Source organism: Glycomyces sp. TRM65418 (genome assembly GCF_019710475.1).
GTDB lineage: Bacteria > Actinomycetota > Actinomycetes > Mycobacteriales > Micromonosporaceae > Glycomyces.
This window is the reverse complement of the sequence record NZ_JAJFAX010000008.1, coordinates 88713-114036: the sequence shown is the minus strand read 5'-3', so window position 1 is coordinate 114036 and position 25324 is coordinate 88713. Positions and strand designations below refer to the sequence as shown.

Below are 25324 nucleotides of genomic sequence, written 5' to 3'. Positions count from 1 at the left end.
TCTCACGGGGGTCGCGCCAATAAGCGGCCGTGTTCTGGAACACTTGCCTGATGCGAGAGCGCCGTGTGGGCCGGTCGGCCCTGCCCGCGCGGCTCGTCGCCGGGGCTGCAGGCATCGCCGCCCTAGTGACGGCCGCGCCCCCCGTTTACGCTCAGGACGAGGAGTCCGGCGTCGGGAACGTGCTGTGCAACCTGAACGACCCACGGCTGGCCGACCCCTCCGGCATCACCGCGGCGAACGACGGCGACGGCTGGTGGATCGCCTCCGGCGCCGAGAACCAGGACGACACGCTGTCGATCATGCGCGTCGGCGAGGACTGCAACGTCCGCGAGGACGACGAAGCCTGGATCGGTCACCTGCCCATCGACCCGCAGGCGCTGGCGCTCGACGTCAACGGCTTCATCTGGGTGGGCGACACCGGCGGCGCGCTCGATCGCGACTGGATCACCGTCAACCAGATCGACCCGAACGATCTCACCAACTTCGTGATCTACCGGTACGTCTTCCCCGACGCCGCCGAAGAGGTCGAGGCCTTCCTCATCCCGCGCGAGGGGGAGAAGAAGCCGCTGTTCATCACCATGGCCGACGGCCAGGCCAACCTCTTCTACCCGCCCGGCGAGAACCAGTCCCAGGACACCCCGATGGAGAACGTCGGCACCGTGACCCTCGCCGAGGGCGGCTCGGTCACCGGCGCCGCCCTCAACGCGGACGGCACGAAGGCCGCGCTGCGCACCTCGAACGCCGTCTACGAGTGGACCGTCGCCGACAACGACCTGATCGGGGCGCTCACCGGCACCGAGCCGGTGATCACGCCCCTCGCGGACGAGGGCACCGCCGAAGGCCTCACGTACGGCCCCGACGGCGCCTTCCACACCCTCGCGTCCGGCGCAGGCGAGAGCGGCATCGGCACCATCACCTCGTACACACCGGCCGCTCCGGCCGCCGAGGAACCCGCCGACGGCGGCGCGGACGACGGCGCGGCCGCCGAAGACGAGGGCCCCTCGCTCGTCGACCGCATCCTCGACCTCGGCTTCGACACCATCGTGCGGATCCTGGCCGCCATCGCGGTCCTCGGCATGGCCGTCATGATCGGCGGCATCCTCGTCATCCGCAAATACCGCAAGGCCCAGGACGAGGAGGACGACTCCACCGAGATGGGCTTCGCCGCCGAGGAATCCGTCTTCGGCGACGAACGCGTCTTCGAGGACGACCCCGTGGACCTCGGCATCGAGGCCGGACACCCCGATCCCGACCTCGGCCAGGTCGCCCGCGGCGCCGTCTACGGCGCCCCTCGCCCGGAGCCTTCGGGCAACGTCTACGGCGCGGCCAAACCCGAACCCGGCGTCTACGGCGGCCCCGCCCGGCCCGAACCCTCCGGGAACGTCTACGGCGCCGCCGCCCCGGCACGACCCGAACCGGGTCCCGCCACCCCTCCCGCCACCGGCTCGGTGTACGGCGCCCCGCGCGAAGAACCCCAGTACGGCGCCTTCGAAGGCGGCGGCAACGGCAGCGTCTACGACAACGCCGGCCCGGGCCAGTCCTTCGGGCCGCCCCGCCCCGTACCGCCGCCACCGCCTCCGCCGCCGTCACCGAACAGCGAACACCTGCCCTCGGGGAGCGTCTACCGGGCGCGCCCCGTGACCCCCCCGGAACCGACCGGCGGGAACGTCTACGGCGGGGGAGCGGCCAAGGGCTCGGTGTACGGCGCCGGAAACGGCGAACGGACCCCGGAGCCCGATGACGACGGCTTCTGGGGCCCGCCTGAGAGCGGCCCGGCGCGCGGCCGGGGGCGTTAGGGCGTTCCGGCGCCCGGGATCGGCGCCTCGGGCGCCCACCGCGGGCATCGCGGCACTGCCGGCACGCATCACGGGCGGCGCGACGCCGCCCGCTCCCGCACCGCTAGATCTTCCGGAGGACCGCGACGACCCGGCCGAGGATCTCGGCCTCCGAGGCGTCGATCGGGTCGTACAGCTCGTTGGCCGGGAGCAGCCACGGCTTGCCGTTCTTGCGCTTCCAGGTCTTCACCGTGGCCTCGCCGTCGATCATGGCCGCCACGATCTCGCCGTTGAGCGCGTCGGGCTGCTGGCGCACGACCACCCAGTCCCCGTCGGTGATGGCCGCGTCGACCATCGAGTCGCCCTTGACCCGCAGGAGGAAGTGCACGCCTTCGCCGACGAACTCGGCGGGCAGGGGCATGACGTCGTAGTCGCGCTCCTCGGCCAGGATCGGCTGCCCCGCGGCGATCTCGCCGACCATCGGGACGTACCGCGGCCGCGGGTGCTGCGAACAGGTCTGGACGCCGCCCGGGGTGGACTGGCGGACCCCGACCGCGCGCGGCCGACCGGCCAGGCGGTTGAGGTAGCCCTTCCGTTCGAGCTGCTTCATCTGGTACGCCACCGACGAGGCCGAGGCGAGCCCCACTTCGGCGCCGATCTCCCGGACGCTGGGCGGGTACCCCTTGTTGTTGATGAACTCCTCGATGTATTCGAGGACTTGCTGCTGCCGACGCGTCAGCTTGCGCGTTTTCGGTCGGGCTGTTGCGGTCTCGCTAGCCACAGGAGGCTCCCGTTAGACAAATGGGACGGTATGTCTGATTCCGACAATGTAACTCAGGTGCTGTGTCAAGTCAAACATTCGTGCGACAACGGCGTGTCGCCGCGCTGGTCGGAATGTGTTTTGCCGCAGGTTCACCCGCACGGGTGAACGAGGGTGTGTCGATCACTGGTTCACTGGAGCCCGTCCCCGAACTCCTCCATGATCTTGGCACATTGATCTGAGCTATCCTTGGCACAAGATCTTGTGGTTTGTTGTATCGTCTCTCACTAGGTGTTGGGGTTTCCGCACCGACTGGAGCGGCGGGAGCAGACTGTCCCCACGAAGGCGGGGCCGACGGGTCGGCACCCCGCGAACGGTCGGACCGGGCGAACGCGCGGCTCGCAGGCTCGCTGAGCGGACGAGACGATGGCTTAGAAGGAGAGTAGCGATGCGATGCCCTTACTGTCGTCATCCGGACAGCCGAGTGGTCGACTCGCGCGAGGCCGAGGACGGCAAGATCATCCGGCGCCGCAGGGTCTGCCAGCAGTGCGAGAAGCGCTTCACCACCGTCGAGGAGTCGATCCTCGCCGTCGTCAAGCGCAGCGGCGCGACCGAGCCGTTCAGCCGCAGCAAGGTCGCCACCGGCGTGCTCAAGGCGTGCCAGGGCCGGCCGGTGGACGCCGACGACGTGGCGAAGCTGGCGCAGACCGTCGAGGACGAGATCCGCTCCCGCGGCGTGGCCGAGGTCCCGGCCAACGACGTCGGCCTGGCGATCCTCAAGCCGCTGCGGCAGCTCGACGAGGTCGCCTACCTGCGCTTCGCCAGCGTCTACCAGAGCTTCGAGTCCCTCGAGGACTTCGAGGCCGCCATCGCACAGCTGCGCGAAGACCACGCCGCCCGCAACGGCGGCTGACCCCACCGAGCAACGACACCAACGATTCCCATCAGGCATGAGCAGACAGGGGCGAGACATGCCGAAGACCACGAAGGCCGCCGAAGGCGGCAAGGCGACTGCGAAGAAGGCCGAGAAGGGCCTCAGGGTGGAGCGCGTCTTCACCAAACCGGACGTACACCCGTACGACGACGTCGTGTGGGAGTCCCGCGACGTCGTCATGACCAACTGGCGCGACGGCTCGGTCAACTTCGAGCAGCGCGGCGTCGAGTTCCCGGCGTTCTGGAGCCAGAACGCCACCCAGATCGTCACCTCGAAGTACTTCCGCGGCGCGGTCGGCACCCCGCAGCGCGAGTGGAGCCTCAAGCAGGTCATCGACCGTGTGGTGCACCAGTACCACGCCGCGGGCGAGAAGCACGGGTACTTCGCCTCCGCCGAGGACGCCCAGGTCTTCGCCGACGAACTCACCTGGCTGCTGCTCCACCAGTACTTCAGCTTCAACTCGCCGGTCTGGTTCAACGTGGGAACCGCTGCGCCGCAGCAAGTCTCGGCTTGCTTCATCCTCAGTGTGGACGACACGATGGAGTCCATCCTCGACTGGTACAAGGAAGAGGGGATGATCTTCAAGGGCGGCTCCGGCGCCGGGGTCAACCTCTCCCGGATCCGCTCGTCCGCCGAACTGCTCTCCTCCGGCGGCAACGCCTCCGGCCCGATCAGCTTCATGCGCGGCGCCGACGCCTCCGCCGGGACCATCAAGTCCGGGGGCGCGACCCGCCGGGCCGCCAAGATGGTCATCCTCGACGTCGACCACCCCGACATCGAGGCCTTCATCGACACCAAGGCCCGCGAAGAGGACAAGATCCGCGCGCTGCGCGACGCCGGTTTCGACGTCGACCTCGGCGGCGAGGACATGTTCTCGGTCCAGTACCAGAACGCCAACAACTCGGTCCGCGTCACCGACGAGTTCATGAAGGCCGTCGAGAACGGCACCGACTACGCGCTCAACGCCCGCACCACCGGCGAGGAGCTCTTCCGGCGCGACGCCCGCGAGGTCTTCCGCCGCATGGCCCAGGCCGCCTGGGACTGCGCCGACCCGGGCATCCAGTACGACGGCACCATCCAGGACTGGCACACGTCCCCCAACTCCGGGCGGATCAGCGCGTCGAACCCGTGCAGCGAGTACCTGCACCTCGACGACTCCTCGTGCAACCTGGCGAGCCTGAACCTCATGAAGTTCCTCGGCGAGGACGGCTCGTTCGACGTCGAGCGGTTCGTCGCCACGGTCGAATTCGTCATCACCGCCATGGAGATCTCGATCTCCTTCGCGGACTTCCCGACCGAGAAGATCGCGCAGACCACGCGCGACTTCCGCCAGCTCGGCATCGGCTACTCCAACCTCGGCGCCCTGCTCATGGCCTCCGGCCACGCCTACGACTCCGAGGACGGCCGGGCCCTGGCCGCCGCCATCACCTCCCTGATGACCGGCGTCTCCTACCGCCGCTCCGCCGAGATCGCGGGCGTCGTCGGCCCCTACGCCGGCTACGAGGTCAACGCCGAGCCGCACCAGCGGGTCATGCGCAAGCACGCCGAGGCCGCCGAGCAGGTCCGCACCTTCGGCGACGTCGACGCCACCGTCCTCGACGCGGCCAAGGCCGAATGGACGCGGGGCAACGAGATCGGCGCCGTCAACGGCTGGCGCAACGCCCAGGCCTCGGTGCTGGCGCCGACCGGCACCATCTCCTTCATGATGGACTGCGACACGACGGGCATCGAGCCCGACCTCGCGCTCGTCAAGCACAAGAAGCTCGTCGGCGGCGGCTCCATGGAGATCGTCAACCAGACCGTGCCCCGCGCGCTCACGACCCTCGGGTACGGCGAGGACGAGCGCAAGGAGATCGTCGACTACATCGCCGACCACGGGCACGTCGTCGGCGCGCCGCACCTGGCCGAGGAGCACTACTCGGTGTTCGACTGCGCCATGGGCGAGCGGTCCATCTCGCCGATGGGCCACGTCAACATGATGGCCGCCGTGCAGCCGTTCCTGAGCGGGTCGGTCTCCAAGACCGTCAACCTGCCCGAGACGGCCACCGTCGAGGACATCGAGGAGGTCTACTTCCAGGGCTGGAAGCTCGGCCTCAAGGCCCTCGCGGTCTACCGCGACAACTGCAAGGTCGGGCAGCCCCTGTCCGCCAAGAAGAAGGAGATCGACAAGGCCGTCGAAGCGGCCGTCGAGCAGGTCGTCTCCACGGTCGCGACGCACGGGCCGGTCCGCCGGAAGCTGCCGAAGAAGCGCCCGAGCCAGACCATCTCGTTCACCGTCGGCGGGGCCGAGGGCTACATGACCTCCTCGTCCTACCCGGACGACGGCCTCGGCGAGGTCTTCCTCAAGATGTCCAAGCAGGGCTCGACCCTCGCGGGCGTCATGGACGCGCTGTCGGTCTCGATCTCGATCGCCCTCCAGTACGGGGTGCCGCTCGAGAAGTACGTCGAGAAGTTCACCAACATGCGCTTCGAGCCCGCCGGTATGACCGACGACCCGGACATCCGCATGGCCTCCTCGCTGGTGGACTACATCTTCCGCCGCCTGGCGCTGGACTACCTGCCGTACGAGGAGCGCGCCGCGCTCGGGATCCTGACCACGGCCGAGCGCACCGCCGAACTCAACGGCGAGGACCCGTCCAAGGTCCACCAGCCCGAGGTCGACCTCGACGCGCTGCGCGGGTCGGCCCCGATCGAGGACTCCGCCGACGCCGACGTCGCCGAAGCGGTGACCCAGCGGGTGCAGATCGAGTCGAAGCAGTCCCGCAAGGACGTCCTCAACTCGGCCCAGGCCCGCAGCGCCGACGCGCCGCTGTGCATGAACTGCGGCACCAAGATGCGCCCCGCGGGCTCCTGCTACGCCTGCGAGGGCTGCGGCGCCACCAGCGGCTGCAGCTAGGGACGACGAAGGGGCGGGGCCGGGCACCGAGTGCCCGGCCCCGCGTCGTCGCGAACGGCGACTGCGCTCCGTAAGCGCCTCAAAACACGACAAGACGGTTCGAAGCGGCCTGATCTCTCGTCATACACTCCCCTCTATGCCGAACGTCCCTCCGACCGCACCAGCGGGGGCAGCGCCGAGAGCGAGCGTGCCCGTGAGCCGTCCGATGCCGCCGAGCCCGATCGCGAGCCGCTCATGACCGCGGCCCGCATCGATCCCGAGGCCGCCGCGGCGAGGCTGACCGAGGCGACGGGACGCCCGCTGGAACCGGACGCCGCCTTCGCCGTCTACCGGCTCGGCCGCAGCGCGTTCCAGGCCGCCGTCGTCAGGCGGTTCGGCCACGCCCACGTGATCGTCGCCGAACGGTCCGCCGCGATCGGCGGCGCCGAGTTCGACGGCCTGCTCCTGGCCTACCTCTCCGGCCGCCACCCCGATGCGGGCGTGCGGCTCTGGGCCCGGATCGACGACCCGGCCGACCCCGCCGACCGGAAGCTGCGCGAACTGCTGCTCCAGAAGATCACGCAGGCGCGCGAGGCGCTGTCCGACCGGGACTTCACCGTCATGACCCTCCCGGCGGCCGACGTCAAACTGCCGCTCACGCGCGAGGAACTCGAGTCCCGCATCGAGGAGCTGGTCGAAGGCACCGCGAGCCTTTTGGAGGAGGCCCTCGGCGAGGCGATGGTCGCCCCGGGTGCGCTCGCGGGCGTGCTCATGGCCGGCGGTGCGGCCCGGACCCCGCTGGTGGCGGCGACGCTGCGCCGCCGCCTCGGCGTCGAGCCGGTGACCGCGGCCGCCGGCGGGGTGCTGGCCGTCGAGCAGCCGCCGGCCGAGACGCGCGAGCTCGACATGGTCGAGGAGGAACCCGCTGCTCGGCGGCGCGGCGGGAGGCGCGCACTGGCGGTCGTCGCGGCGCTCGCGGTCGTCGTGGCCGCCGGAGCGGCGTTCGGGACCCGCTGGGGCGACGAGGAGGCCTCCCAGGGCGGCGTCGGCGGCGCTGAGAGCGCTCCTGCGGCCGCCGTGGAGCCCGAACCCACCACTGCGACCGCCTCGCCCTCCACGAGCCCCAGCGAGCCCTCGGAGGGCCCCGAGACCGCTGCGTCGCCGAGCCCGGCACCGGCCGACGACGAGCCCGAGGAGCCGTCCCGGGACGAGGTCACCGAAGAAGCCGAGCGCCCCACCTCCGAGCGCCCCGCCACGGGCGCCGTCCCGGACCTGATCGGCCTGTCGACCGCCGACGCCCGCCGGGCCGTCGAGGAGGCGGGGTTCGCCGACGTGGAGGAGACGGGGAAGTGGCGTTCGGCCCTGGACTTCACGTACGACGACTGCGAGGTGATCGAGCAGGACCCCGCGGCGGGGACGACGCGCCCGCTGTCGGAGACCGTCGCGGTGACCTTCTCGTACAACGGCGACGCGAGCGAATGCGAGGAGTGACGACCGCCCCTACCGAAATCAAGCACGATCGTGCTATTTTCAAGTCGTGCGCAAAGGCGAGTTGACCCGGCAGGCGATCCTCGACGTCGCGGTCCGCATGGCCCGCTACTCGGGGCTCTCCGGGCTGACCATCGGCTCGCTCGCCGCCGCCGCGGACATGTCGAAGTCCGGCGTGTACGCCCACTTCAAGTCCAAGGAAGCCCTCCAGCTGGCCTGCATGGAACGCAACGGGGAGCAGTTCATCGACGAGGTGATCCGGCCCGCGCTCGCGAAGCCGCGGGGGATCACCCGCCTGCAGGCCGTCGTGGAGTACTGGATGGAGTGGTACGCGCACCCGGGCGGCTGCCTGTTCCTGGCCGCCGCCGCCGAGTTCGACGACCTGCCGGGGCCGCTCCACGACCTCATGGTCACCGAGCAGCGCGACATGCTCGACACCCTCGCCCGGATCGCCGGCACGGCGGTCGAGCAGGGCGAGTTCCCCGAAGACACCGACGTCTTCCAAGTGGCGCAGGAGGTGTTCGGCATCCTGCTGTCCTACAACTGGATGACCCGCATCCTGTCCCATCCCGACGCCGCCGACCGCGCATGGGCGGCGTTCAACCGACTGCTCGACAGTCACAGGTCCTGACCAGGAAGGCCGACACCCATGGCGTCCACTGCCCCGACCGCTCCGGCGAAAAAGAAAAGCACGACCGTTCGTGCTCCTTGGTATGTGCGCTCAGGCTTCACCGCCGCCGAGCACCTCGCGCCCGGCCGGGCCGCGAAGCTCCTGTGCGAGCTGTGGTTCCGGCTCCCGGCCGGTCCCGAGAAGCGCCTGCGGGGCGAGGCCCCCGCCGGGTCCCACGTCTTCGAGCTCGAGTGCCTCGGCTCCAAGCTCTGGGGATACGACTGGGGCGACGGGCCGCTGGTCTACGTCGTCCACGGCTGGGGCGGCTCCACCGGCGACTTCCGGTTCCTCGCCGCGAACCTGGTCGCCTCCGGCTTCCGCGTCGTCGCCTTCGACGCCCCGAGCCACGGCAACGCCGGGCCCGGCCCGTGGGGCGACCGGCACGCGAACGGCCTCCACCTCGTCGAGGCGATGAACGCGGTCGTGGAGAAGTTCGGCACGCCGCACGCGGTCGTGGGCCACTCGATGGGCTGCCTCAGCGCCGTCCACGGACTGCTCCAGAGCGGCGTCGAACTCGACCGGGTGCGCCTGGCGATGCTCGCGCCCTTCGTCGGCGGCGTCGAGGGCTTCCGCGACACGATCGGCGCGATCGTGCCGTTCGGACCGCGCACCTTCGAGCGCCTGGTCCCGCTCGGCGAGGCCAAGGCCGGCGTGAAGCTCGACGACTTCTCGCTGCGCGGCGTCGCGGTCGACGCCCCCGCGGTCATCGTCCACGACCAGGGCGACCGGCCCAACCCGTTCCGCCACGGCAAGGCCCTCGCCGAGGCCTGGCCGAACGCCGAACTCATGGCGACCACCGGCCTGGGCCACCGCAAGATCCTGGTGAACCCGGCCGTCAGCGCCCGGGTGACCGCCTTCGTCAAGGGCTCCTGAGCGACGCGAAAGGGCCGGGTCGCCAGACCCGGCCCTTTCGCGCTGTCTCAGCCCTCGTAGTGGATCGTCAGGCGCGTCCACGCGCCGATGTTGATGTAGGTGCCGTCCCCGACGGGGAACTCCACGTTCGGCGCCAGCGGCTCGTCCGAGCCGTTGAGGAACGTGCCGTTCGAGGAGCCGACGTCCATGATCGACCAGGAGCCGTCGGGCTTGGCGAACAGCTTCGCGTGCTGCGCGCTCACGCCGGGGTCCGCGACGTCGCCCGACAGGTCGATGTCCGGGGTGATGCCCCGCTTGGCGCTGTAGCGGCCGATCGACAGCTCGTTCCTGTCGAGCGGGAAGCGACGCGGCTTCGCGAACGACGGGTACTGCAGCTGCGAGGCCCCGTCCGAGGCCGCGACCTTGTTGAAGTAGCCCTGGTCCGCCGTGACGGCGACGCCCCAGCGGGTGGCCGCCGACTGCCCGGGAGGGGCGTAGTTCGAGGCGAGGTCGCTCGGCTGCGCGTCCGGCATCGAGAACCCGCCGGTGCCCGTCGCGGGCGGCGCGGAGGTCGGGGCGCCGAACGGCGCGGCCGGGACGCCCGGAGGCGGTCCGGGCGGGGCCGAGGTCGGCGCGGCGCCGTAGGCCTGCTGCGCGTACGGGTCCTGGCCGTAGCCCTGCTGGGGCTGGCCGTAGGGGTCCTGCGGCTGGGACGGCTGCCCGTAGGGGTCCTGCTGTCCGTAACCGCCGGGCTGCTGCTGGCCGTAGGGGTCCTGCTGCTGCGGCTGGCCGTACGGGTCCTGCCCGTAGCCCTGCTGCGGCTGCTGACCGTACGGGTCCTGCCCGTACCCGGGCTGCTGTTGCTGCTGGCCGTAAGGATCCTGCTGGCCGTAGCCCTGCTGGGGCTGGCCGTAGGGGTCCTGCGGCTGGGACGGCTGCCCGTAGGGGTCCTGCTGTCCGTAACCGCCGGGCTGCTGCTGGCCGTAGGGGTCCTGCTGCTGCGGCTGGCCGTACGGGTCCTGCCCGTAGCCCTGCTGCGGCTGCTGGTGACCGTAGGGATCCTGGGGCTGCTGCCCGTAGGGGTCGTTCGGCGCGTAACCCTGCCCGAAGGCCGGCGACTGCGGGGGCTGGCCTTGCTGCCACGCCGGGTTGGGCGTACCGCACTGCTCGCAGAACTGGGCCTGCGGAAAGGCCCCGCACGCGCACTGGTACCCGCCCGGCTGTGGGGCACCGCCGTAGGTCGGCTGGTAGGTCAAGGTCGTCCCCCTCCAAGCATTTGGGTGTACTCGGCCTCGCTGACGACACCGAGCAGCGGGGCGGATCCGTCACCCTGTTCCCGGGCGTCCGGGCCGGCATGCTCCTGCGCATGCGCTTCGGCCTGGACCGGACCGGGGGATTCGAGCTCCACCACCGCGACACTGATGTTGTCGTGCCCGCCGTTGGCGAGCGCTTGTCGTGTCAACGCTACCGCCTTGTCGCCAACGCTGCCGTCCGGCAGTGGCAGAAGGTCGCGATCGTCATTGAAATAGCGCGACAGACCATCGCTGCACACTACGACATGGCCGCCGTCCAGGTCCACGCGGAGGAGGTTCGGATTGAGGGTCGGCGCGTCCGCTCCGAGCCACGCCAGCAGGGCTTTCGCGTACGGATTCTTGTAGCGGTCGTCGGCCGGGTCGACCTTCTGGTACTCCAGGCGGGCCTGGATCGTGTCGTCGACGGTGAGGCATCTCGCCTCCTTCTCTCCGGCCCAGTACGCTCGCGAATCGCCCACCCAGCACAGGATGGCCTGGTTGCCCTCGACGATCGCCGAGACGTACGTCGACGACGGCGGCGAGTTCGGGTACTGCTTGCCGACCGCGGCCACCGCCGAGTGGGCCGCGCCCACGCCGCGCCGGGAGGCGTCCTCCGCCGACAGGCCCTCGCCGAGGGCCAAGCGGATCTCCGTCACAGCGGCTTCCACCCCTGCGAGTGACGCCCGCTCCGAGTCCGAGGCCCCGGAGACGCCGTCGCAGACGACCGCGATCTTGCGGCCGTCCTCGGCGAGCGCGATCGCGATCGAGTCCTGGTTGTAATGGTGCCGCTTGCCCACGTCGGTGGCGGCGCCGATGCCCGGCAGCTGGAACGAGGTGTGGTCGTCGGAGCCGCCCGGGTGGTCCGGGTTCTCCTCCGCGGCGGCCGAGGACAGCCACGCGGCGGTCTCGGCCTGGACCGCGAGCTCCTCCAGGTCGCCGCCGCAATCCTCGCAGTAGCGGCCGAGGTCGGCGGCGAGTCCGCAAGCGGTGCAACGCTTCGCGGCGCCCAGAGTGGTTGAGTGCTGCATAGGGCTCCTTCGCTACAGCATCGTGCGGGGGCGGTGGCGGTTCGCCAGGTCGAAGTAGTAGACCTGGTCCTCCCTGCGGGTGCAGGCGTGGGCGAGGTCGCGGTAGGCCCGCTCCAGCGCCAGTCGCAGCTCCCGTTCCTCCGGCTGGGCCCCGAACACGCGGGGCTCGTGCGCCGGCCCGGTGCGCAGCACCGTGTCGAGGGCCAAGTGGAGGATGCGGGTCGATACGAGGTGCCGCCGCCGCGGTTCGAGTTTGAGTTCGTCGAGCCGACCGGCCATGTGGTGCAGGTCGAGCAGCGACGGCGGCGCGGTGCGCGAGTGCAGGGCGGTCTGGATGGCCGCGGTCTGCGCGATCCCGTACTGCGCCGAGGTCTTCGGGACCTGGTGGAGGGCGGAGATCGCCTCGGTCGAATTGCCTTCGAGGTCGAGCAGGCGCGCCCGCCCGTACGCGGCCGAGACGAACCGGTGGTCGCAGGTCCAGATCCGCGTGTAGTGCGGCAGCGCGAGGTCCCGGCGGCCGGCCAGCTCGGCGCAGGCCGCCAACGCCAGGCGCGGCGCCAGTTCGCCGGGGAGGTGCGAGTAGACGGCGTCGAAATGCGCCGCGGCCGTGTGGAAGTCCGCCGCGAGCAGCGCGATGGTGCCGCGCAGCCACGTGACCTGCCAGGTGTTGCCTTCGCGCTGCGCGAAGTGGTCGAGCATGGACGCGGCCTGGTGGAGGTCGCCGGCGTTGACGAGGGTCCGCACGCGCCGCAGCTGCACTTCGGGGCTCTGCACGGGCGCGGAGGCGAGCTCGGCGAGGATCCCGGGCGCGTCGGTGGCCTGGAGGGTCGCGAGGAACGCGGCCATCGGGTCGGCCAGGTCGACCAGCGGCGTGGGCAGGGCGTGGGCGACGTCGAAGGGGTCGCCGACGGCGTGGATGTCGTACTCGACGTCGGGCTCGCCGAAGACGGCCTGCTCGCCGCTGAACAGCGTGGAGGGTTCGAACCGCGGTTCGCCCTTCTGGACCGACTGGACCTCTTGGAGGACGCCGCGGACCTGGGAGCGCATCTCGTCGGCGTCCTGGAAGCGCGAGCGCGGGTCGGCGTGGCAGGCGCGCAGGAGCAGCCGGTGGAAGGACCCGTACTCGGTGAACTGGGGCGCTTCGGCGGGCGGCGGCAGCTTGTCGCGGTAGGTGCTGGTGAAGCCCTTGAAGTCGAGCGCGAGGACGGCCATGGAGCGGCCGATGGTGTACAGGTCGGAGGTCACCGAGGGCCCGACGGAGAGGATCTCGTCGTTGGGCACCGAATAGCCGGGCGTCCCGTAGATCGCCGACTCCGTGTCCTCGACGTGCCGGACGGCCCCCAGGTCGATGAGCTTGAGCCAGGTCTCGACGTGGATCACGTTGTCGGGCTTGAAGTCGCAGAACAGCAGTCCGCGGTCGTGGAGGTAGCTGAACGCGGGCAGCAGCTCGGCGGTGTAGGTGAGGACCTGCTCCAGCGGCAGCGGCCTGCGCTCGCCGTGCTCGTCGACGGCGTCGCGGATGTCGCGCAGGGACTTCCCGGCGATGTACTCCATGACGATGTACGACTGGAGCTGGCCCGAGCGCGGGTCGGCGGCGGTGACGAAGTCGTGGATGTCGACGACGTTGGGGTGGTCGATGCCGACCAGGAAGCGCCGCTCGTTGATGGCGGCCTCGATGGCGTCCTCGTCGGAGGTGTTGATGAGGCCCTTGATGACGACCCACCGCTGGGTGAGGTCGTCGGCGAAGTTCTTGTCGTTGGCGAGGTAGATCCAGCCGAGGCCGCCGTGGGCGATCGCGCCGAGCACTTCGTAGCGGTCGGAGAGGACGTCGCCGGGACTGAGCGCGGGCGTGAACCAGTAGCGGGCGCGGCAGTAGGGGCAGAAGCCCTCGACGCGTCCGCCGCGTCCGGCCTGCGGCCGGCCGACGGGTTTGCCGCAGGAGGAGCAGAACCGCTTGTGCTCGGGCACCTGCGGGTGGTCCATGACCGCTTCGGCGGGGTCCCGCGGGGGGACCGGCGGCATGTCGGAGAGGCCGCCGCGCTGGCGGGCGCTGGTGGTCGTCGAGCGCGTGACGGGGCCGGTGATCGGCTGGGGGAGCGGCGCGGCCGGGGCCCGGTAGGGGGCCGGAGGAGGGGAGGGCACCGCGTTCGCGGGCACGATCTGCTGCGACTGCGGCGCCTGCGACTGCACCGGCTGGGACTGCGGCGCCTGGGACTGCACCGCCTGCGGCGGGTGGGCGCCGTGCGGGGCTCCCGTGGTCGGCATGCCCGGCGGAGGCGCCGGGGACATCGGCGGCGAGACCGGCGGCATGGCGTTGGTGCCGATCGGGCCCGGCGGCGTGGGCGCGAAGCCCGGCTGCGGCGGGACGGGCGGGGGCGTGTTGAGGCGCTTGCGGATGCTGACGGTGTCCGTGCCCTCGGGCTCGGGCGGATGCGAGCCCGGGAGGTACCGCTGGGTGTGCTCGGGCGGCGGCTGCTGGTCGCTCATGGCGCTCCCTCAATCCCGGTACGTGGTGGACGGGGCGGTGGCGTCGACGCCGAGGGGGCCCTTGAGCCACGTGTCGTACGCGGTCTGCCAGGTGTTGTCGGCGATCATCGCGGCGAGCGCGCCGTTGACGAAGCGGGCCAGGTCGGTGTTGCCCTTCTCGAACGCGATCCCGTAGCTCTCCTGGGAGAACGGCTCGCCGACGATGTGGAGGGTCGGGTCCTGGACGGCCATGCCGGCGAGGATGGTGTCGTCGATGGCGACGGCGTCGACGGTGCCCTGCTGGAGGAGCACCAGGCAGTCGTTGAAGTCGGGGACGGTGACCGGCTGGACCTCGGCGTTGACGGCGGCGATGTTGCCCACGGAGGTGGAGCTCGCGCCGGTGCAGACCTGCTGCTCGGCGGTCATGTCGGTCAGGCCCTCGATGCCGGAGTCCTTGGAGACGAGCAGGCGCTGCCCGGCGCGGAAGTACTCGCTGGAGAACTCGACGTTCTCCCAGCGGTCGCAGGTGATCGACATGGTCCGCACGACCATGTCGACGCGGTCGTCGTTGACGGCCGATTCGCGTTCGCCGGAGGTCATGGGCACCCATTTGACCTTGGTCTCGTCGCCCATGATCGCCTCGACCAGCGCCCGGGCGATGTCGATGTCGAAGCCTTCGAGCCGGCTCGTGACGGGGTCGTAGTAGCCCATGAGGTTCGTGGACTGGCTGATGCCGATGGAGATCTGGTCGGGGTTGTCGAGCGTGGCCCGGGCCTGTTCGGCGGTGACGCCCGCGGGGTTGTAGGAGGCGAGCGGATCGCAGCTCGTGTCCGGCTCGGCGGGGCTCGCGTCGGGGGCGAAGTCGATGCCCGCGGGCAGCGGCGTCGGCACGTCGACGTTCGGCGGCTCCATGTCGGCCGGTCCGGTGCAGGCGGCGAGGAGCAGGCCCGCGGCCGCGGCGGTGACCACGGCCAGGCGGACGGTGCGCTTCGGGTGGGCGATTCGGTGCTGGATCATGCGTAGTACTCCGCCACTCGCATCTGGATGCCGACCGCGGCGCAGATGAGCGCGCCGAGGGCCAGGGCCGCGAGACCGGCGGCGGCGCCCGAGAGGGACCGCTGGGCGTCGGTGGTGGCCTCGGCGAAGCGGTCGGCGCTGGTCCGCGTCGCCTCGGTGAGCGCGCTGTTGAGCGCGTCGAAGGAGGTCGAGAGGCTCTGTTCCTCGTCGCCGACGGCCATCGCGACGGCCTCGGCGTAGTTGCCCTCTCGGGCGAGCTTGACGACCTCGTCGTGGCCGCTGCGCCACGTCTCGGCGGCTTCGCGGGCCGTGGCGATCGAGTCCGCGAGCTCGGGGTCGTCGGCGAAGGACGCGTCGAGCCGGTCGAGCAGGCTGCCCTCCCCGGTGAGCGCGGTGATGTGCTCCTCGTAGCGGTCCGAGGCGCCCTGGTCCTCGCCGCGGGCGATGAGCAGGAGCGACTCCTCGGCGCGGGCCTGCTGCGCGGTGATCTCGGCCTGCGCGAGCAGCTCGAGCGGCACCGCCCCGTCCTCATGGGAGCGGGTGGTGTGGCTCGCCGACGCCAGGGAGGCCGTCGCGAGCCACCCGGCGAACCCGAGCAGGAGCACCGTGGCGCCCAGGAGGCCGAGGTTGAACACGCGGTTGGTCTTGCGCGAGAGCCACAGCTGCGCCCAGATGAGCGTGCCGAGCGCGGCGACGGTGAGGGCGGCGGCGACCCACGGGAACGCCTCGGCGCCCGCGCGCGACTCGCTCAGCTGCCCCAGGGCGTTCTCCTGCAGGTCGTGCGCGGACGGGAGCATCTCCTGCCGCATGAGCGTCGAGGCCTGCTCCTGGTAGGTCGCGCCGACCGGTTCGCCCAGGCGGTTGAACGTGCGGGCGGTCTCCACCAGCCCCGTGTACACCGGCAGGCGGGCGTTGAGCTCGGCGACCAGCGCGGTGTCGGCCGCGGTCTTCACCTCGCCCGCGGCGGTCGCGATCGCGACGGTGGCGTCGCGCATGGCCGTGCGGTAGGTGTCGTTCATCTCCTCAGAGGGCGTGCCGCCGGTCAGATACGAGGACGCGGCGGTGGCGTCCGCCTGCGAGAGCGCCTGGTACAGCTGCAGGGCGGCCACCGAGAGCCGGCCCGACTGGCTGGTGGTCTCCTCGATGACGGCCGACTTCGCGAGGATCGCGGTCATGCCGGTGATGCCGGCCCCGAGGATGAGCGCCGCGACGATCGCGAGCACGCCGCGCAGCTGCCCAGGCGTGTACCGGAGCGCGGCGAGCATGCGGTCGAACCGTCGCTGCCCGGGCGAGGCGCTCGTGGGCGGGGCGGGCGCCTGTGTCGGAGCGGGAGGGGACTGGACGGACAACTACTGCACCTCACTTGATCGGCGACTCGCAAGCCTCGACTCGGCCGCGGCCGCGTGCACGTCGACGTGGCTGGAGTGTCGGGGGACCCCCACATGGTATCGGCCCCCGGCAAGGGACGGTGACTACCGCCTCATGGCGCTGCGCCCCGTGTCCGCGGCGGTACGGTGGGACCGTGCCGAACGCCGAGACCGACTCCCCAGAGGACGATGCCCGCTGGATGGCCCGCGCCGTCGAGCTGGCCGAACGCTGCCCCCCGTCCGCGACCGCCTTCAGCGTCGGGGCCGTCATCGTGGCGGACGGCCGCGCCGTCGGCGAGGGCTGGTCGCGCGCCGAAGACCCGAGCGACCACGCCGAAGAGGTGGCCCTGCGCCGAGCGGGCGCGTCCGCGAAGGGCGCGACGGTCTACTCATCGATGGAGCCGTGCGGACGCCGCGCCTCGCGCCCGGACCCGTGCGCCCGGCTGCTCCTGGCCGCCGGCGTCGGCCGCGTCGTCTACGCCCTCGGCGAGCCCCCGAACTTCGTCGACGCCCCCGGCGGGGACGCCATGCTGCGGGAGAACGGCGTGGTCGTCACGGTGATGCCCGATTTCGCGGACGCGGCCGGACGGCCCAACTCGCACCTCCGTTAATCTGAGACCCATGAGGCCATTCACCGGCACGCCGTTGATCAGTGCGGTCGAGGCCGCCGAACAGCACGGCTCGATCCGGCTCGACGTCCGGTGGACCCTCGGCGGACCGCCCAGGGACGGCGACTACGCGGCCGGGCACCTGCCCGGCGCGATCTTCCTCGACTTCGACCGCGACGTGTGCGGCCCGGTCGGCCCCGTCGGCGGACGCCACCCGCTCCCCGAACCCGAAGCGCTGCAGACGGTCCTGCGCGGCGCCGGCATCGACGACGACTCCCGCGTCCTGGTCTACGACGACGGCGACGGCATGGCCGCCGCCCGCACCTGGTGGACCCTCCGCTGGGCCGGCCTCGAGCACGTGCAGGTCCTGCTCGGCGGCATCAAGGCCTGGACCGACGCCGGCCTCCCGCTCGAGACGCAGGCGCCGCAGCCCAGGCCCGGCACCGTCACGGTCAGGCCGGGGAGCCTCCCGACGCTCGACGCCGAGGCCGCCGCCGAATGGGCCGCGACCCGCGAACTGGTCGACGTGCGCGCCCCCGAGCGCTACCGGGGCGAGTTCGAACCGATCGACCCCGTCGCCGGGCACGTCCCCGGGGCGGTCAACCTCTTCCTCGGCGAGGACGACCTCGCCGACGCCGAGCGGCTGCGTGAACGCTACGAGTCCGCGACCCCGAGGGCGTTCTACTGCGGCTCGGGCGTGAGCGCGGCCCGCGCCGCACTCGCCGTCACGGCCGCCGGCCTGCCGACGCCGCCGGTGTACATCGGTTCATGGAGCGACTGGGTCTCACGCGGCCGCGAGGTCGCCAAAGGGGAGGAACGATGAAGCGCGCACTGATCGCAGTGCCTGCGGCACTGCTGCTGGCGCTGGCCGCGTGCAGCGACGACGGCGAGCCCGAGGACGGCGACCCGGCGGACACGGCCGCGAACACGGCGACCTCCGAGGAGGCGTCGACCGGCCCGGTCGAACTGGACCTGACCGAGGCCGACGGGGCCTGCCCGTTGATCGACTCCGCGCAGCTGAACTCGGTGACGGGGGAGGACTTCCGGTTCGCCTCGGGCGGCTCGGGCGAGGACGCCGAGACCCCGACGCAGATGACCTGCGCCATGCAGACCGGCGAGGCCGCCTACCCGGACCTGACGCTGTTCGTCATCGGCACCGAGGCGAGCGTCGAGGTCTACGAGGAGGAGCTCACCGACGGCGTCGAGACCGTCGACGGCCTCGGCGAGGCCGCCTACTGGATCGTCCACACCGAGGACACCGGCGCGGGCCCGGCCCTGGAGATGGGCTGGTACGACGGCGGCACCATCTTCGAGATGCGCTACACGACCCCCGAGGCCACGGACGCGGCCGCGGTGAACGCCCTCGTCCCCGGTTTCACCGAGCTGGCCCAGGGCATCGCCGCCGCGCACTCTGCCAATTGACGGCTCGCAAGCGTCGCCGAGGCCGCCAATTGACGGCTCGCAAGCGTCGCCGAGGCCGCCAATTGACAGCTCGCCGGCGTCGCCGAGGCCGCTAATTTTCGGCCCGTGGGCGTCGCCGAGAGCGCCAGTTTACGGCTCATAAGCGTCGCCGGGACCGCCGAATCACGGCTCGTGAGCGTTCCCGGGACTGAGCGCCGACGCGGCATGACGTGTGCGAAACGGCCGCCTGGCCAGACCCGGCGGCCGTTTCGCGTCGCGATAGCGAGCGCCCTCCCCGCCGGGGGTGCGGGGAGGGCGCTCAGGTGCGGAGTTCGGTTCGTGGGGCGCGTCCGCTTCCGTCATCCGGTCCGCGGGCCCTCGGCCCGGCGATGGAGGAATTGGAAACGTTTGCAACGCTTTGGACAGCCTACTCTCCGGTAGCCCTCCGGTCAAGAGCCGCGCGCGTGGACTTCCAAGGCGCACAAGACCATGCGACACCACACGCGGCACGCCTGCCGGGGTGCACGCGGCCTAAGCGGCCACCGTGGTCTGCTCGACCGGCGCGGCGAAGATCTTCGCGGCGTCGTCGATCGACAGCCGCACGGTGGCGGCTCCCGAGATCACCGCGACCTCGCCGTCGAGGCGGTCGATCGCGATCTCGGCGCCCGGGTCGACGCCCGCCTCGTGGAGCGAGGCCAGCAGCTCGGGGTGGGTCTGCGCCGACTCGCACAGGCGCGTCACGCGCACCTTCGCGCCCGGGGCGACCACGCTCAGCGGGCGCTCGTCGAGGTCATGGCCTGCAGCCACGGCCGAGGCGTCCAGCTCTTCGAGCCCGGGGATGGTGTTGCCGTACGGCGAACGGGTGGGGTGCTTGAGGAGCTCGTACACGCGCTTCTCGACCGAGTCGCTCATGACGTGCTCCCACTTGCAGGCCTCATCGTGGGCCTCGACGTAGGACATGCCGATCACGTCGACCAGCAGCCGCTCGGCGAGCCGGTGCTTGCGCATCACCGCGACCGCCTGGCGGCGGCCTTCTTCGGTGAGCTCCAGGTGGCGGTCGCTCTTGACGTTGAGCAGTCCGTGGCGCTGCATCCGGCCCACGGTCTGCGAGACCGTCGGGCCGCTCTGCTCGAGCCGTTCGGCGATCCGGGCGCGCAGCGCGGGGACGCCCTCCTCCTCGAGTTCGAGGATGGTGCGCAGGTACATCTCGGTGGTGTCGACGAGGTCCGTGGTCACAGCTTCGTTCCTTCACTTAGTCCGCCCGCAGGGCACCGAGCGGGGTGGGTCGGTAGCCGCCAGACCCCCTGTCACCACCAATGATATATGGCTCCACGGCCACACGATCACGCAGCCATACGGACGTACGGGACGCTCACGTCCCAAAGTGACGCGGGGAACCGAGTCGACGGGGACGATCACGCCACATATTCGGCCAGACGCCCCGCGAAGTCGGGCTGGCGCAGCCGGTGCAGCGCGTTCTTCTCGATCTGGCGGACCCGCTCGCGCGAGAGCCCGAAGTCGGCCGAGACCTCTTCGAGGGTGCGCTGGCGGCCGTCGTCGATGCCGAACCGGAGCCGCAGCACGGTCTGCTCCCGCTCGGGCAGCGAGGCCAGCACGTTCGCGATGTGGCGGCGCAGCAGCGCGTACGAGACGGCGTCCTCGCTCGCGCGCTCGCGCGGCAGGTGCGCGACCAGGTCGCCCAGCGCGGTCGAGTCGTCCTCGCCGACGGTCTGGTCCAGGCTCACCGGCTCGCGGTCGTAGGACATGAGCTCCAGGACTTTGCCGGGGGTGACGTCCAGTTCGGCGGCGATCTCCTCGTAGCGGGGCTCGCGGCCGAGCTCGATCATGAGGTCCTGGCGCGCCCGGTTCATCCGCTTGATCTGGTCCACGGTGTGCGCGGGGACGCGGATGGTGCGGGACTGGTCGGTGACGGCCCGGTTGATGGCCTGCCGGATCCACCAGGTGGCGTACGTGGAGAACTTGTAGCCCTTCTGGTAGTCGAACTTCTCGACGGCGCGGATGAGGCCGAGGTTGCCCTCCTGGATCAGGTCGAGCAGGCTCATCCCGGCGCCGGAGTAGCGCTTGGCGACGGAGACGACCAGGCGGAGGTTCGACTCGAGCATGCGCTGCTTGGCCGCGCGGCCCTCGGCCGCGATGCGTGCCAGGTCGCTGCGGAGGTCGGGGTCCGTCGTCTCGGAGATGCGGCACTCGGCCATGAGGCCGGCCTCGATGGCCTTGGCGCACTCGACCTCTTCGGAGGCGGTGAGCAGCCGGTGTTTGCCGATGCCGTTGAGGTAGGCGCGAACCGGGTCGCCGGAGTACTCGGTCGCGCGCTGCGCCGGACGCTGAGCCGGACGCTGACGGATGCTGTCGACAGGAGCCATCGGATTCGCCTTTCGCTGCATGCCCTCGGTGGGTGGGTTGATCCGCACCTGACCCGGCGGGCACCGGGTGTCGGGATACCAGCTTGCAGCGAATTCCGGCGGTTCTGATCCTCCGGCCGCGAGGGTGGCACGAACCGGGGAGACACGATCAGAATTTCGGTTTCGGGGCTTCCCAGCGATACCTGATGGCCACCAGCCGTACAACGAAGATCGTCGCGATGGCGGCTCCCATCAGGGTCCAGTGGCCGATCTGCGACTCCCACCGGGCCCCGATCCCCACGATCACCGCGCCGAACGCGGCGGCCATCGCGTAGAAGTCCTCGCGGAGCACCGCCGGGATCTCCTGGACCAGGACGTCCCGCAGGATGCCCCCGCCGATTCCGGAGAGTACTCCGACGATGCAAGCCGCGTAGACCGCGAACCCGTAGTCGAGGCCCTTCATGGTCCCGACCGCGGTGAACAGGGCCAGCCCGGCCGCGTCGAGCACGAGCATCATGGGGCGCATGCGCGAGAGCGCCGGATGGAAGCGGAACACGAACAGCGCGGCGATCAGCGCGACCAGGGGATAGCGCCAGTCGGTGAGGACCAGGGGCTTGGCGTCGATGAGGAGGTCGCGGACGGCGCCGCCGCCGAGGGCGGTGATCACGCCGATGACGACGACGCCGAACAGGTCGAGCCGCTTGCCGACCGCGGCGCTCGCGCCGGAGGCGGCGAACACGGCGGTGCCGACCAGCTCGGCGATCAAGCTCAGCACGCCGGGGTCGAGGTCCAGAGAAGAAGGCTCCACCCGAGCGTTATAGCAGGTAGAGCCTCATCACAGTGCCGGTCGGCGCGAAGGTGAGAGCCGCGAGGCAGCGCCTCAGCCCTTCATCTTCTCGAAGATGTCCTTGCACTGGGGGCAGATCGGGAAGCGGTCGGGATCGCGCGTGGGCACCCACATCTTCCCGCACAGCGCCTTCACCGGGACGCCGTCGATCATCGCCGCCAGCAGCTTGTCCTTCGGGACGTAGTGCGAGAAGCGCTCCTCGTCGCCGTCCTCGTAGGTGTAGTCCGGCTTGGTCTCGGTCTGCTCGTCGAGCAGGGTCGAGCCACTGCCGTCCAAACCGCCGCCACCAGTGGTGGGAAGCTCGCTCACGTCAACTCACTCCTCTGTCACGGGCAAGATCCGTCAATCTTGCCACGCTCTGCAAAATTACGGCTCGCGCGCGCCGCCGAGTGGGGCGAACTTACGGCTCGCGCCCGCCGCGGAAGGCGCGGAACCACGGCTCGGGTTCGTCGCCGCGGAGAGAGGATCACGACCCGCGGGCAGCGTCGAGAGGGGTCACTCCGAATCGATCATGCGGTGCTCGGGGGCCTCCAGCGTCCGGGCCTTCCGATGATGCCTGGTGAACCGGCCGGGCTTGGTCGCCAGGCGGTCGTTCGCCAGCATCACCGCCAGCCACGGCAGGATCGCCATGCCCGCGACGCCGAGCAGCAGCCACAGCCACAGCAGCGGCGCCTCGGCCATCACCAGGATGCCGCACACCAGCACCAGGAGTCCGCGGATCGACATCATCGCGACGTACCGGATCGTCCGGATGCGTCGTTCCTCGTCGAGCGACATCCCCGCATCGGTGATGCTCGTCGCCTTCTCACGCCGTGCCACCCTCCGAGCGTACGCCTGTCGGGTGCGGGAGGATCTGGGGCATGAGAGCAGTCGTGCAGACCGTCAGCGAAGCCGAAGTCACCGTCGAGGACGCGACCGTGGGCGCGATCGGCGAGGGCCTCCTCGTCCTCCTCGGCGTCACCCACACGGACGGACCGGACGAGGTCCGCTGGATCGCCGAGAAGATCTGGTCGCTGAGGATCATGCGGGACGAGCGGTCGGCGTCCGACCTCGACGCGCCGATCCTCCTCGTCAGCCAGTTCACCCTCTACGCCGACACCCGCAAAGGGCGCCGCCCGTCCTGGAACGCCGCTGCGCCCGGCCCGGTGGCCGAACCGCTGGTGGAGGCCGTCGCCGAGCGCCTGCGCGGCCTCGGCGCCCGCGTGGAGACCGGGAAGTTCGGGGCCATGATGAACGTCCGCAGCGTCAACGTCGGCCCCAACACCATCCTCCTGGAGCGGTGAACGTGACCATGCCAATCAACGGCGGGCAAGCGGGCGCCGTCACGGCGCTCGCGGCCTAAAATCAACCGGTCCGCCACCGACCGAAAGGAGCCCGCATGATCCCGGCCGCCCCGCCTGAAACGCTTCCGTCGCTTCGGGTCTGGCAGCGCAAGGCCATGGTCTCGTACCACCGGGGTCAATCGCGAGACTTCCTCGCCGTCGCCACGCCGGGCGCCGGCAAGACCACGTTCGCCTTGCGCATCGCCTACGACCTGCTCGCCGACGGCACCGTCGACACCGTCACCGTCGTCTGCCCGACCGAGCATCTGAAGACCCAGTGGGCCGGCGCGGCCGCCCGCTTCGGCATCCACCTCGACCCGGCCTTCCGCAACGCCGACGTCCACAGCGCCGCCGACTACCACGGCGTGGTCGTCACGTACGCGCAGATCGGCGCCGACCCCGCCGTGCACCGCCGCCGCACCCTCGCCCGCCGGACCCTCGTCATCCTCGACGAGATCCACCACGCCGGCGACGCCCGCACGTGGGGCGAGGGCGTCCAGACCGCCTTCGAAGAGGCCGAGCGCCGCCTCTGCCTCACCGGCACGCCCTTCCGCAGCGACGACAACCCGATCCCCTTCGTCGAGTACGAGGAGGACCCCGACGGCACCAAGCGCTCGCGCGCGGACGCCCTCTACGGCTACCGCGACGCGCTCGCCGACGGCGTCGTGCGCCCGGTCATGTTCATGGCCTACTCCGGGCAGGCCAAATGGCGCACCAGCGCGGGCGACGAGCTCGCCGTGCGCCTGGGCCAGCCGCTCACCAAGGACCTCACCAGCCAGGCGTGGCGCACCGCACTGGACCCGGAGGGGGAGTGGATCAAGCAGGTCATCAGGGCCGCCGACCGGCGGCTCTCGTCGCTGCGCGCCGCGGGCATGCCGGACGCGGGCGGCCTCATCATCGCCTCGGACCAGAACAGCGCCCGCTCCTACGCGGGGATCCTGAAGCGCGTCACCGGCAAGAGCGCCACGATCGTCCTCTCCGACGACGCGGGCTCCTCCGACCGGATCGCCAAGTTCGCCGACTCCGACGAGGAATGGCTCGTGGCGGTCCGGATGGTCTCCGAGGGCGTCGACATCCCGCGCCTGGCCGTCGGCGTCTACGCGACGAACGCGCAGACGCCCCTGTACTTCGCGCAGGCGATCGGCCGCTTCGTGCGTTCGCGTCGGCCCGGGGAGACCGCGTCGGTGTTCCTGCCGAGCGTCATCCCGCTGCTGAGCCTGGCGGAGAACCTCGAAGCCGACCGCGACCACGTCATCAAGGTCAAGTCCGAGGACGCCGATCCCGAGCTGCTCCTGGAGCAGGCGCAGCGGGTCCTCGACGAGGGCACCGAGCTCGGCGGCCGGCGCGAGACCCTCGAGTCGAACGCGGAACTCGATCAGGTGATCTTCGACGGCGGCTCGTTCGGCCTGCCGGTGGAGGCGGGAAGCCATGAGGAGCAGGAGTATCTGGGCCTGCCGGGGCTGCTGACGCCCGAGCAGATCCACCTGCTGCTGCAGAAGCGTCAGCGCGAGCAGATGGCGAAGCAGAAGAGCGGTGCCCGGACCGAGACCGTGGAGCGGCCCGCGGCCGAGCCGCCGATGACGAACGCGCAGCGGCGGCTGAAGCTCCGCAAGCAGTTGAACGCCCTGGTCGGCGCGCGGTCCTTCGCGACGAACGAGCCGCACGGGAAGATCCACGCGATGCTCCGCTCCAAGTGCGGGGGCCCGCCGAGTGCGCAGGCGACCATCGAGCAGCTCGAGGAGCGGATCGCCGTCATCCGCTCCTGGTGAGCGACAACGGAAGCGGCCGCCGCCGGCGCATCGCGCCGGGGGCGGCCTTCGTCGCTGCTCGGTCAGTGCCCTTGGCAGGCTTGGGAAAGCCTCGGGACTGAGACGCGTGGACTCGACTGCGACATGGCGCGCCGGGGACACATGAGGGCCCGAGCGGGATCAACCGCTCGGGCCCTGCCCTAAGTCTGTGACGTGCGCTAGTTCTCCGATGCCATGAGGTCGGTGCCGCGCCACTCGAATTCGGGGTCGGCGTGGAAATCGATGGCGATCGGCACGAGCTTCTCGGCGAATTGGTTCGCGTGGTGGCCGCAGAAGACGAGGTCGCCGCCTTCGGCCAGGGTGACGCGAAGCTTTGCCGCGGCGCTACACCGATCGCAGCGCTCGCCCGCGATCGGACGTTCCTCCGTCTGGGGCGGGGGCGTCAGGGTGGATGTCATACCAGGTCCTCCGCTGCGTTCGGTCGAAATGGATCTCTTGGTCGGTCGGTTGA

General features: G+C 71.0%; 23 protein-coding genes. 11 read left to right on the top strand and 12 right to left on the bottom strand.

The window, feature by feature from the left end; all coding sequences use genetic code 11:
• Window positions 1-50: 50 nt before the first annotated feature.
• Window positions 51-1796: a hypothetical protein gene (locus K3N28_RS17730; RefSeq protein ID WP_228094082.1), complete on the top strand. Its 1746-nt coding sequence runs from the start codon at window positions 51-53 to the stop codon at window positions 1794-1796.
• A 103-nt stretch (window positions 1797-1899) separates the two neighbouring features.
• Here the strand turns inward: K3N28_RS17730 and lexA are convergent, their stop codons facing one another.
• Window positions 1900-2556 carry a transcriptional repressor LexA gene (lexA, locus tag K3N28_RS17725; protein ID WP_228094081.1) on the bottom strand — a complete coding sequence of 219 codons (657 nt, stop codon included), beginning with the start codon at window positions 2554-2556 and terminating at the stop codon, window positions 1900-1902.
• A 427-nt stretch (window positions 2557-2983) separates the two neighbouring features.
• Between lexA and nrdR the strand changes: the two genes are divergently transcribed.
• The 5 genes from nrdR to K3N28_RS17700 all read left to right on the top strand — a co-directional run bounded on the left by nrdR (window position 2984) and on the right by K3N28_RS17700 (window position 9375).
• Entirely contained in the window at window positions 2984-3448 is a 465-nt protein-coding gene (gene nrdR / locus K3N28_RS17720; RefSeq protein ID WP_228094080.1) for a transcriptional regulator NrdR, read from the top strand.
• A 58-nt stretch (window positions 3449-3506) separates the two neighbouring features.
• Complete coding sequence (locus K3N28_RS17715) at window positions 3507-6365, top strand: vitamin B12-dependent ribonucleotide reductase (protein WP_228094079.1); 2859 nt, start codon at window positions 3507-3509, stop codon at window positions 6363-6365.
• A gap of 234 nt (window positions 6366-6599) precedes the next feature.
• A complete protein-coding gene (locus K3N28_RS17710; RefSeq protein ID WP_228094078.1) occupies window positions 6600-7835 on the top strand; it encodes an Hsp70 family protein in 1236 nt (411 codons plus the stop codon).
• Between the two features lie 46 nt (window positions 7836-7881).
• Entirely contained in the window at window positions 7882-8463 is a 582-nt protein-coding gene (locus tag K3N28_RS17705) for a TetR/AcrR family transcriptional regulator (RefSeq protein WP_228094077.1), read from the top strand.
• A gap of 84 nt (window positions 8464-8547) precedes the next feature.
• Entirely contained in the window at window positions 8548-9375 is an 828-nt protein-coding gene (locus K3N28_RS17700) for an alpha/beta fold hydrolase (RefSeq protein ID WP_228094076.1), read from the top strand.
• 47 nt (window positions 9376-9422) lie between these two features.
• Here K3N28_RS17700 and K3N28_RS23390 read toward each other — a convergent pair whose 3' ends face one another.
• From K3N28_RS23390 to K3N28_RS17670, 5 genes are read right to left on the bottom strand one after another with little or no spacing between them, the layout of a single operon-like run.
• Window positions 9423-10610, bottom strand: a complete 1188-nt coding sequence (locus K3N28_RS23390) for an FHA domain-containing protein (protein WP_304608740.1) — start codon at window positions 10608-10610, stop codon at window positions 9423-9425.
• Complete coding sequence (locus K3N28_RS17685) at window positions 10607-11674, bottom strand: PP2C family serine/threonine-protein phosphatase (RefSeq protein WP_228094075.1); 1068 nt, start codon at window positions 11672-11674, stop codon at window positions 10607-10609. Before K3N28_RS17685 ends, K3N28_RS23390 begins: the two co-directional genes overlap by 4 nt.
• 12 nt (window positions 11675-11686) lie before the next feature.
• On the bottom strand, window positions 11687-14161 hold the full coding sequence (locus K3N28_RS17680; RefSeq protein WP_228094074.1) for a serine/threonine-protein kinase: 2475 nt from the start codon (window positions 14159-14161) through the stop codon (window positions 11687-11689).
• A 9-nt stretch (window positions 14162-14170) separates the two neighbouring features.
• The gene (locus K3N28_RS17675) at window positions 14171-15157 is read right to left on the bottom strand and encodes a glutamate ABC transporter substrate-binding protein (RefSeq protein WP_228094073.1); all 987 of its coding nucleotides are present in this window, start codon (window positions 15155-15157) and stop codon (window positions 14171-14173) included.
• Entirely contained in the window at window positions 15154-16422 is a 1269-nt protein-coding gene (locus tag K3N28_RS17670) for a CHASE3 domain-containing protein (protein WP_228094072.1), read from the bottom strand. The genes K3N28_RS17675 and K3N28_RS17670 overlap by 4 nt, the downstream gene beginning before the upstream one ends.
• Before the next feature lie 257 nt (window positions 16423-16679).
• Here K3N28_RS17670 and K3N28_RS17665 point away from each other — a divergent pair, with 257 nt between their 5' ends.
• Genes K3N28_RS17665 through K3N28_RS17655 form a run of 3 tightly spaced genes read left to right on the top strand, consistent with a single transcriptional unit; the run spans window position 16680 to window position 18554 of the window.
• The gene (locus tag K3N28_RS17665) at window positions 16680-17135 is read left to right on the top strand and encodes a deaminase (protein ID WP_228094071.1); all 456 of its coding nucleotides are present in this window, start codon (window positions 16680-16682) and stop codon (window positions 17133-17135) included.
• A 10-nt stretch (window positions 17136-17145) separates the two neighbouring features.
• Window positions 17146-17955, top strand: coding sequence for a sulfurtransferase (locus K3N28_RS17660; protein ID WP_228094070.1), 810 nt, complete (start codon window positions 17146-17148; stop codon window positions 17953-17955).
• Window positions 17952-18554 (top strand): hypothetical protein, encoded by a 603-nt coding sequence (locus K3N28_RS17655; RefSeq protein WP_228094069.1) that lies wholly within the window; start codon window positions 17952-17954, stop codon window positions 18552-18554. The genes K3N28_RS17660 and K3N28_RS17655 overlap by 4 nt, the downstream gene beginning before the upstream one ends.
• Window positions 18555-19064: 510 nt before the next feature.
• Here K3N28_RS17655 and K3N28_RS17650 read toward each other — a convergent pair.
• From K3N28_RS17650 to K3N28_RS17630, 5 genes are all read right to left on the bottom strand, one after another.
• The gene (locus K3N28_RS17650; protein WP_228094068.1) at window positions 19065-19769 is read right to left on the bottom strand and encodes a metal-dependent transcriptional regulator; all 705 of its coding nucleotides are present in this window, start codon (window positions 19767-19769) and stop codon (window positions 19065-19067) included.
• A 179-nt stretch (window positions 19770-19948) separates the two neighbouring features.
• Complete coding sequence (locus K3N28_RS17645) at window positions 19949-20917, bottom strand: sigma-70 family RNA polymerase sigma factor (protein WP_228094067.1); 969 nt, start codon at window positions 20915-20917, stop codon at window positions 19949-19951.
• Between the two features lie 148 nt (window positions 20918-21065).
• Window positions 21066-21704, bottom strand: a complete 639-nt coding sequence (locus K3N28_RS17640) for a trimeric intracellular cation channel family protein (RefSeq protein WP_228094066.1) — start codon at window positions 21702-21704, stop codon at window positions 21066-21068.
• A gap of 72 nt (window positions 21705-21776) precedes the next feature.
• The gene (locus K3N28_RS17635) at window positions 21777-21998 is read right to left on the bottom strand and encodes a DUF3039 domain-containing protein (RefSeq protein ID WP_374209820.1); all 222 of its coding nucleotides are present in this window, start codon (window positions 21996-21998) and stop codon (window positions 21777-21779) included.
• A 240-nt stretch (window positions 21999-22238) separates the two neighbouring features.
• On the bottom strand, window positions 22239-22562 hold the full coding sequence (locus K3N28_RS17630) for a DUF3099 domain-containing protein (protein WP_228094064.1): 324 nt from the start codon (window positions 22560-22562) through the stop codon (window positions 22239-22241).
• A 41-nt stretch (window positions 22563-22603) separates the two neighbouring features.
• On the opposite strand from K3N28_RS17630, the gene dtd reads away from it, so the two are divergent.
• Window positions 22604-23026, top strand: a complete 423-nt coding sequence (gene dtd / locus K3N28_RS17625) for a D-aminoacyl-tRNA deacylase (protein WP_228094063.1) — start codon at window positions 22604-22606, stop codon at window positions 23024-23026.
• A gap of 95 nt (window positions 23027-23121) precedes the next feature.
• The gene (locus K3N28_RS17620) at window positions 23122-24834 is read left to right on the top strand and encodes a DEAD/DEAH box helicase (protein ID WP_228094062.1); all 1713 of its coding nucleotides are present in this window, start codon (window positions 23122-23124) and stop codon (window positions 24832-24834) included.
• Between the two features lie 197 nt (window positions 24835-25031).
• Here K3N28_RS17620 and K3N28_RS17615 read toward each other — a convergent pair whose 3' ends face one another.
• Window positions 25032-25271, bottom strand: a complete 240-nt coding sequence (locus K3N28_RS17615) for a hypothetical protein (RefSeq protein ID WP_228094061.1) — start codon at window positions 25269-25271, stop codon at window positions 25032-25034.
• Window positions 25272-25324: the final 53 nt, after the last annotated feature.